The sequence below is a fragment of the Streptomyces spiramenti genome, from assembly GCF_012034385.1.
Taxonomy (GTDB): Bacteria; Actinomycetota; Actinomycetes; order Streptomycetales; family Streptomycetaceae; genus Streptomyces; species Streptomyces spiramenti.
Genome location: NZ_JAAVJB010000210.1, coordinates 1 through 8,736, shown reverse-complemented (window position 1 = coordinate 8,736; position 8,736 = coordinate 1). Strand labels below are relative to the sequence as shown.

Annotated in this window: 5 protein-coding genes; all 5 read left to right on the top strand. The window is 75.5% G+C overall.

Annotation, left to right across the window (positions count from 1 at the left end):
- A partial coding sequence (locus HCJ92_RS19500; protein WP_245241018.1) for an AMP-binding enzyme occupies positions 1–875 on the top strand: 875 nt, incomplete at its 5' end.
- A complete protein-coding gene (locus tag HCJ92_RS19495) occupies positions 872–1,663 on the top strand; it encodes an alpha/beta fold hydrolase (protein WP_167934920.1) in 792 nt (263 codons plus the stop codon). The genes HCJ92_RS19500 and HCJ92_RS19495, both read left to right, overlap by 4 nt.
- A gap of 80 nt (positions 1,664–1,743) precedes the next feature.
- Positions 1,744–2,781 (top strand): TauD/TfdA family dioxygenase, encoded by a 1,038-nt coding sequence (locus HCJ92_RS19490; RefSeq protein ID WP_167934919.1) that lies wholly within the window; start codon positions 1,744–1,746, stop codon positions 2,779–2,781.
- Positions 2,782–2,784: 3 nt separating this feature from the next.
- Positions 2,785–4,611: a non-ribosomal peptide synthetase gene (locus HCJ92_RS19485; protein WP_167934918.1), complete on the top strand. Its 1,827-nt coding sequence runs from the start codon at positions 2,785–2,787 to the stop codon at positions 4,609–4,611.
- Positions 4,612–4,744: 133 nt separating this feature from the next.
- Positions 4,745–8,736 (top strand): condensation domain-containing protein (locus tag HCJ92_RS19480; RefSeq protein WP_167934917.1); only part of this gene is annotated, 3,992 nt, incomplete at its 3' end.

Sequence of the window (8,736 nt, the reverse complement as noted above, 5' to 3'; positions counted from 1 at the left end):
CACCCGGCACCCGCCTCTACCGCACCGGCGACCTCGCCCACTGGACCCCCAACGGCACCCTCCACTACACCGGCCGCACCGACACCCAAACCAAAATCCGCGGCTTCCGCATCGAACCCGCGGAGATCGAAGCGGTGTTGGCGGCTGACGCCTCGGTCGCCCAGGTGGCGGTGATGGTCCGGGAGGACCGCGCCGGCCAGAAGCGGCTGGTGGCCTACGTGGTGCCGCACCCCGGCGCCACCGCGGAGGAACGCGCACTGCGCGAGCTGTGTGCCCGCTCGCTGCCGGAGCACATGGTGCCCGCCCGGGTGGTGGCGCTCGACGCTATGCCGCTGACGGCCAACGGAAAGCTCGACCGCGTCGCGCTCCCCGAGCCCGCCGCCGGTACCGCCGAAGGCCGAGCGCCGCGAACCGAGTTGGAGGCGACGCTTGCCGGCCTCTTCACCACCACCCTCGACGCCGCCCACCCCCTCACCATCGACGACAGCTTCTTCGACCACGGCGGCCACTCCCTCCTCGCCGCCCGCCTCACCAACCACATCCACCACCACACCGGCACCCACCTCACCATCCGCGACATCTTCCTCAACCCCACCCCCGCCGGCCTCGCCCACCACCTCACCCACACCACCCCCCAGGGCACCGAGGCGACCGAGGCGACCGCAGGTGACGCCACCACCGCGGTACCCGCACCACGCGGGGGCGCGGGCAGGGCTCGCCGCCGCCGCCCGGCACTGACCCGTCGCACTGAGGAAGGCGCCCTGCTGGCCGCCCGGTTCGACACCGGTGCGGCGCCCCCGCCGTCCGGCGATCCCGTCCCGCTTCCCACCGCATCAGCCCCGGCCGCGCGCCGAGACGAACGGAGTCCGCTGTGAGTCACTCCCCCGACCAGGTCCCCGCCCCCGACGACGTCGTCTGGCCGCTCCCCGGCGACGCCGCCCGCCGAAGCTCGCTGCTGGTGCTGCCGCACGCCGGCGGCAACGCGCACGCCTACGCGGAGTGGCGCGACCACCTCCCCGCGGACGTCACACTGCTGCTCGGCCAGTACCCGGGGCGGGGTGCGCGCTTCTCCGAGGAACTGCCCCGCGACCTCGACGACCTGGCCGGGCCGATCCTGGCGGCGCTGCCGCCGGACACCGACGAACTCGTCGTCCTGGGGCACAGCATGGGGTCGCTGGTGGCGTTCGAGGTCGCCCGGCGGCTGACCGCCGACGGCCGCCCGCCGCGTGCCCTCGTCGTCTCGGCGTGCCGGGCACCGTTCCTCGACAACCCGAGCGTGGTGCTGCCCGACCGGCTCGACGACGACCAGCTGGTCGCGGCAATCAAGGCGCGCGGCGGGACCGACGACGGCATCCTCGACGAACCCGAGCTGCGCGAGATCGTCCTGCCGGCGATCCGGGCCGACTTCGGCATCGACGACGTCTACCGGTACGACGGCCCGCGTCCGGCGATCGGCTGCCCGGTGGCCGTCCTCGGCGGCGACGCCGACGCGGTGGCGCCGCCGGAGATGCTCGCCCCCTGGGCGGAGGTCACCACCGGCCCGTTCAGCCAGGAGTACCTGCCCGGCGGCCACTTCTACTTCCAGCAGCAGCTGGACGCGTTCTTCGTCCGCGTCAACGCCGTCCTCGCCGCCACCGGCACCGCCCGGGAACCCGTCGTCTGACCGGCCACCCGCACGGCCGTCACCCGCACCGCACCCGCACCCGCCGCACTGCCCGTCCCACCGTCTGCAGGAGGAGTCCCATGTCCGCACCCGCCCCCGCCGCGCCCGACACCGCCGTCGTCGCGGTCCACGAACCCGGCAAGCCCGCCGTGGTGCAGGTCCCGCGGTTCGCGTCGATGGCCGAGGCCGCCGCCTGGTTGGCGTCCCACCGTGCCGACGTCACCGCGGAGTTGCACCGCTCCGGCGCCGTCCTGCTGCGCGGCCTGCCCGTCACCGACGCCGCCGCGTTCGCCCAGGCGCGGGACGCGCTGATCGAGAAGCAGGCCGGTTACAAGGAGAAGGCCACGCCGCGCACCGACTTCGGTGAGGGCGTCTTCTCCTCGACCGACCTGCCGGCGATCCAGCCGATCCGCCTGCACAACGAGAACAGCTACACGCTCGACTTCCCGGGCGTGCTGCTGTTCGGCTGCGTCACCGCCCCCGAGGAGGGCGGCGCCACCACCGTCGGCGACATGCGGGAGGCGCTGCGGCAGCTCCCCGAGGAGCTGCGTGAGCGGTTCGCCCGCTACGGCTGGCTGCTGGTGCGCAACTACTCCGAGCTGGCCGGTCTGCCCTGGTACCAGACCTTCGCCACCGAGGACAAGGCGGTCGCCGAGGCGTACTGCCGCGACAACCTGGTCGGTTGCGAGTGGCTGGACGAGGAGACGCTGCGCACCCGGCAGCGCCGCTCGGCGATCGTCACGCACCCGGTGACCGGTGAGCAGAGCTGGTTCAACCACTTCGCGTTCTGGAACAGCCGCACCCTCGACGCGGACGTGCGGGAGGTACTGGTCGACACCTACGGCGAGGACGGCCTGCCGTTCAACACCTACCTGGGCGACGGCAGCCGTCTCAGCGACGAGGACGTGGCGACGATCAACGCCGTCTACGACCGGGTGACGGTGCGCGAGACGTGGCAGGTCGGCGACATCATGCTGGTCGACAACATCCTCTGCGCACACGGCCGGGAGGCGTTCCGGGGCGACCGGAAGATCCTGGTGGCGATGGGCGAGCCGATACCGCTGGCGGAGTGCGCGCCCGCCACCGCCCCCTCGACCGACGCCTTCGGGGAGGGCTGAGCGATGACCGCCGTCCTTCCCGAGCGCACCGCCACCGGCGCCGCCTCCGACCTCTCCGCCACGGGCCACGCCGCCGGCTCCGCGACCGCACGCCCCGCCGAGGACCTGCTGGCGCGGCTGGCCCGGGTGCCGGCCGACCGGGTCGCCGTCGTCGCGGGTGGCACCTCGCTCACCTTCGGGGGCCTCCGTGCCGCCGCCTCCGCGTTCGCCGCCCGGCTGGCCGAGGCGGGTGCCGGGCCGGAGCACCTGGTGGCGCTGCACCTGCCCCGCGGCGCCGAGCTGGTGGTCGCGCTGATCGGCACGCTCACCGCCGGCGCGGCCTACCTGCCGGTCGATCCGAAACTGCCGGCGGACCGCCGCCGATACCTGGTGACGGACTCCGCCGCGACCCTCGTCGTGACCGACGGCGCACCGCCCGCCACCGGCGTGCCCGTGCTCGCCCCGCCGGCCGTGGACGCGACGCCGGGGAGCGCCAGGTACCGTCCGGTCGCCGTCCGGCCGGACGGGCTGGCCTACGTGATCTACACCTCCGGCTCGACCGGCGTCCCCAAGGGCGTCGAGATCGGCCGGGCTGCGGTCTCCGCGCTCCTCGCGGAACTGGAGTCCACCGGGATCGCCGCGACCGACGGCGGGCGCGTCGGCTGGAACGCCTCGCCGTCCTTCGACGCCTCCGTGCAGCAGTGGGTGCGGCTCTGCCGCGGCGACACCCTCGTGATGATCGACGACGAGACGCGGGGCGACCCCGCTCTCCTGGCGGCCCTCGTCGACGAGCAGCGCCTCACCGACCTCGACATCACGCCCTCCCACGCCGACGCGCTGCTGGAGTCGCTGAGCGAGCTCGGTGGGCCGCGCCCGCTGACGCTGCTGATCGGCGGCGAGGCGATCAGCCCGTCGCTGTGGCAGCGCGTGGCGCGGCGGTCGGCGGCCGGGGTGGTGCGCGCCGTCAACCTCTACGGTCCGACGGAGTGCACGGTGGACGCCACCGCCGGCTGGATCACCGCCGGGGAGGAGCCGCACATCGGCTCGGTACTGCCGGGGCTGCGGATGCGGCTGCTCGACGAGAAGCTCGCCGAGGTCGCCGAGGGCGGTACGGGGGAGCTGTACCTGGCCGGGGCCCGGGTGGGACGCGGCTACCGACGCCGCCCGACGCTCACCGCCGAGCGGTTCGTCGCCGACCCGGCCGCCGCCGACGGCGGCCGGATGTACCGCACCGGTGACCGCTGCCGGCTGCTGCCCGGCGGGCGCCTCGCCTACCTCGGCCGCGCCGACGGGCAGGTGAAGCTGCGCGGCCACCGGATCGAACTGCCGGAGATCGAGGCCGCGCTGACCGCCGACGGCAGCGTCGCCGAGGCCGTGGTGGTGCTGCGCGAGGACGTCAACGGCGCCCCCGGGATCGTCGCCTACCTCCGCTCGCCCGACGGGCCGGACCCGGCGGAGCTGCGGGAGCGGCTGGCGGCGCGACTGCCGGCGTACATGGTGCCCTCGGCGTTCGTGCCGGTGACGGCGTTCCCGACCACGCCCAACGGCAAGGTCGACCGGGCGGCGCTGCCCGCCCCGGGCAGCGCGACGCCTGCTCCCGCCGCCGAGACGGCCGACGACGCCCCCCGGGGACGGGTCGAGGAGTTGATCGCCGGCGTGTGGGCGACCGTGCTGGGCGCACCGCGCATCGGTCGCGACGACAACTTCTTCAAGCTGGGCGGCCATTCGCTGCTCGCGATCAAGCTGGTGTCGCGGGTGCGGGCCGAGCTGGGTGTCGCCGTGCCGGTGCGCGCGGTCTACAGCAACCCACGGCTGCGGGACCTGGCCGCGCACATCGAGTCGCTGGCGTAGCGCGCCGCCCGGCGCCACCGGCGGGCGGGGCGCAGACACGCCCCGCCCCGCCCGGCGCGCCCACCCCACCGCCGTCCGCCGCTCCACCGGCAGGACACCGGCCCCGACCGCCCCCCGACCGTGAGGAACGACCGTGATCCCCTTGTCCTTCGCACAGCGACGGCTGTGGTTTCTGAACCGACTGGAAGGGCCGTCGGCGACCTACAACGCCCCGGTCGTGCTCCGCCTGGACGCGGTCCCCGACAGCGGCGCGCTGGACGCGGCACTCCGCGACGTCGCGACGCGCCACGAGGTCCTGCGCACCGTCTTCCCGCCCACCGACGGCGAGCCGTGCCAGCAGCTCCTGCCGCCGCCGGCCGACGTGTTGACGGTCCACGGCTGCGCCCCGGCCGAGCTCCCGGGAGCGGTCCGGGTGTACGTCCGCACGGCGCTCGACATCACCGCCGAACCCCCGTTCCGCGCTGCGCTGTTCCTCCCCGGCGACGGCGGCGCGACCCTGGTGGTGCTGATCCACCACATCGCCACCGACGGTGGCTCGCTGACGCCGCTCCTCGCCGACCTCGACACCGCCTACCGGGCCCGACTGCACGGCGAAGCACCGGGCTGGGAGCCGCTGCCGATCCAGTACGCCGACTACACGCTCTGGCAGCGCGACATGCTCGGCGACCCGGCGGACCCCGACTCCGCCGCCGCGGAGCAACTGGGCGAGTGGCGCGAGGAACTGGCCGGCCTGCCCCCGGTCACCGCCCTGCCCACCGACCGCCCGCGCCCGGCGGAGCCGACCCATCGGGGCGCCACCGTCACCTGCGACCTCGACGGCGCCGCCCACCGCGGCCTGAGCGCCCTCGCCCGTGGCCGCCGCTCCAGCCTCTTCATGGTGCTGCGGGCCGCGCTCGCCGACACGCTCACCACTGTCGGGGCGGGCCACGACATCGCGCTGGGCACGGCGGTCGCCGGGCGTCCCGAGCCCGAACTGGAGCAGCTGGTCGGCTTCTTCGTGAACACCCTCGTGCTCCGCACCGACACCTCCGGCGACCCCACGCCCGGCGAGCTGGTGGACCGGGTGCGGGACGCGGACCTCGCCGCCTACGAGCGGGAGGACCTCCCGTTCGACCTGCTGGTCGAGCACCTCAACCCCGAGCGCGCGCTGGGCCACCACCCCTTCTTCCAGGTGATGCTCACCCTCCAGCACGACGGCGACGCCGAGGTCCGCCTCGGCCCGCTCACCGGCCGGCCGGTCATGGCCGATCTGGCCGCTGCCAAGTTCGACCTCACTCTGTTCGCCACCGAACGCCACACCGCCGGCGGCGCCCCCGACGGCGTCGGGATCGGCCTCCAGTACGCCGAGGACCTCTTCGACGAGGCCACCGCGCGGCTGCTGCTCGACGTCTACCTGCGTACCCTCCGGTTCTTCGCCGACTCCCCCGAACTACCGCTGCCAGAAACTCGGTTGCTGACCGCGACGGAGCGGGAGGGGCTGGCGGCCCGGCAGGCGGCACAGGCCGTCGCCGCCGACCGGCCCGAGGTGGACCAGGCAGCGCGCACCGCGCCCCTCACGCCCCGGGGCGAACTCCTGGCCGGTCTGTTCGCCGCCGCCCTCGGCCGCGACGGCATCGGCCCGGACCACAACTTCTTCCGCACCGGCGGGCACTCGCTCCTCGCCAGCAAGCTGGTGAACCGGATCCGCGCCGTCCTCGGCGTCGAGATCGGCATCCGCGACCTGTTCCTCGCCCCGACCGTGCGGGGCCTGGACCAGCGGCTCACCGAGCGCGAGCGCGCCGGCGACGGCCCGTCCGGCCGGCTCCCGCTGCGTCCGGTACCGGCTGCGGAACGGCCGGAGCGGCTGCCGCTGTCCTACGCGCAGCGCGGCCTGTGGTTCCTGGGGCAACTCCAGGGGCCCAGCAGCGCGTTCAACATCCCGATCGCGACACGGCTGCGGGAGGCGCCGGACGCGTCCGCCCTGGCCGAGGCGCTGGCCGATGTCGCCGGACGCCACGAGGTGCTGCGCACCGTCTACGGTGCGGCCGAGGGCGAGCCGTACCAGCGCGTCCTTCCCGACGCCCGACCCGTGCTCACGACGGTCGCCGTCCCGGGGAACGCGCTCACCGACGCGCTGGACCGGGCAGCCGGGCACCGCTTCGACCTCGCGGCGGAGATCCCGTTCCGCGCGTGGCTGTTCGGCCACGAGGACGGCTCGGCGACGCTGCTCCTGCTGCTGCACCACATCGCCTCCGACGGCTGGTCCACCGGGCCGCTCCTCGACGACCTCGACACCGCCTACCGAGCCCGACTGCGGGGCGGGGCGCCCGGCTGGGAGCCGCTGCCGGTCCAGTACGCCGACTACACCCTCTGGCAGCGGGCCCACCTCGACGGCTCCCCCGACGGCGGTGAGGGCACGAGCGGCGGAGGCCGGGCGGCGAACCTGCTGTCCCACTGGGCGGAGCGGCTCGCCGGCGCGCCGCCGCTGCTGGAGCTCCCCGCCGACCTGCCGCGGCCGGCCGTCCCGAGCCACCGCGGCGCCGTCACCACCTTCACCGTGGACGCAACCGCCCACCGGCTCCTCGTGCGGCTGGCCCACGGACACGGCGCCACCCTCTTCATGGTGGTGCAGGCGGCGCTGGCCGCCACCCTGACCCGGCACGGCGCCGGGACCGACCTGCCGATCGGCACGGTGGTCGCCGGCCGTGACGACGAGGCGCTGGACGACCTCACCGGCTTCTTCGTCAACACCCTCGTGCTGCGCACCGACACCGGCGGCAACCCCGCCTTCGGTGAGCTGGTCGAGCGGGTGCGCGCCACCGACCTGGCCGCCTTCGCCCACCAGGACGTCCCGTTCGACCGCCTGGTGGAGCACCTCGCACCGCACCGTTCCGGCGCCCACCACCCCCTGGTGCAGGTCATGGTGCAGCTCCACACCGACAACGGGCCCGAACAGCGGGCCGGTTCACCGCTTGCCGGTACGCCCGTCCCCACCGGGACACGTACCGCCAAGGCCGACCTGACCTTCGCCCTCGCCGAACAACGGGACGCCGAGGGCGGCGCGTCGGGTCTCACGGGCGTCCTGGAGTACGCCGGCGACCTGTTCACCCCGGCCACCGCCGGGCTGCTCGCCGAGCGACTCGCCCACGTCCTGACCGCGGTGGCCGCCGACCCGGCCGTCCGGATCGAGGACATCCCGCTCACGGACACCACCCCGACGGACGGCGCGCCCCATCCCGGCGCGACCGCCCCGGCCGCACCCCCGGCCGTCACGCCCCGCTCGCCCGACGCCTCCCCGACCAGGGGACGTGCGGGCACCACCGGTGAGCCGGAGACCCCGGCCACCGTGCACGACCGCTTCACCGCGCAGGCCCGCCGCACCCCCCGCCGGACCGCGCTCAGGGCCGAGGGCGACACCCTCAGCTACGCCCGACTCGACCGCGACGCCGACGCCCTGGCGCACCGGCTCATCCACGGCGGTCTCCGCCCGGGCGACGTCGTCGCGGTCGCGGCCGGACGGGGAACGACCCTCGTCACCGCCGCACTCGCCGTCCTCAAGTGCTCCGCCTCCTACGTGCTCGCCGAACCGGCCGCGTTGGACGGTCCGGCCCTCGCCGCGAGCGGCGCCACCGTACTGCTCATCGCCGACCCCGCAGCCGCCACCGCCCGGCTGGGGCCGGCGGGCGGTCGGGTACGGGTGATCCCGCTGGACGGCCCCGCCCCGGGGCATCGGCGCACCACCGCGTGCACACCGGCTGCCGTACACCCCTGGCAGGCGGCGACTCGCACGCCGCTGCCCGGCGGTGGTGCACCCGTCCGAGTGGCCACCCACGCGACACTGACCGCGAGCGCCGACGTCGTGCGCGCGGACGCCGGACCAGGCCGAGGGCGCCCGCACGGCATCCACGCCCCCTCCGCCACCGCTGAGTTCGGCGAACAGCTGTGGTCCGGACTGCTCTCCGGCGCCGGCTGCACCCTGCTCCCGGTGCTGCCGCTCGACGCCCCCGCGGCGGGCGGGGCGGTCCCGTCCGGTGTCCGGCGCGCCGTCCTGGACAGCGCGCTCCGCCCCGCGCCCGTCGGCGTCCCCGGCGAGCTCTGCCTCTCCGCCTGCCCCGGCGACGGGCTGCCCGCGGACCCCGCCGGCAC

What these genes read in the sequence shown, in the direction of transcription:
- HCJ92_RS19490 (WP_167934919.1), top strand. Translation starts at nt 1,744, where the DNA reads ATGTCCGCACCCGCCCCCGCCGCGCCCGACACCGCCGTCGTCGCGGTC.
- HCJ92_RS19485 (WP_167934918.1), top strand. Translation starts at nt 2,785, where the DNA reads ATGACCGCCGTCCTTCCCGAGCGCACCGCCACCGGCGCCGCCTCCGAC.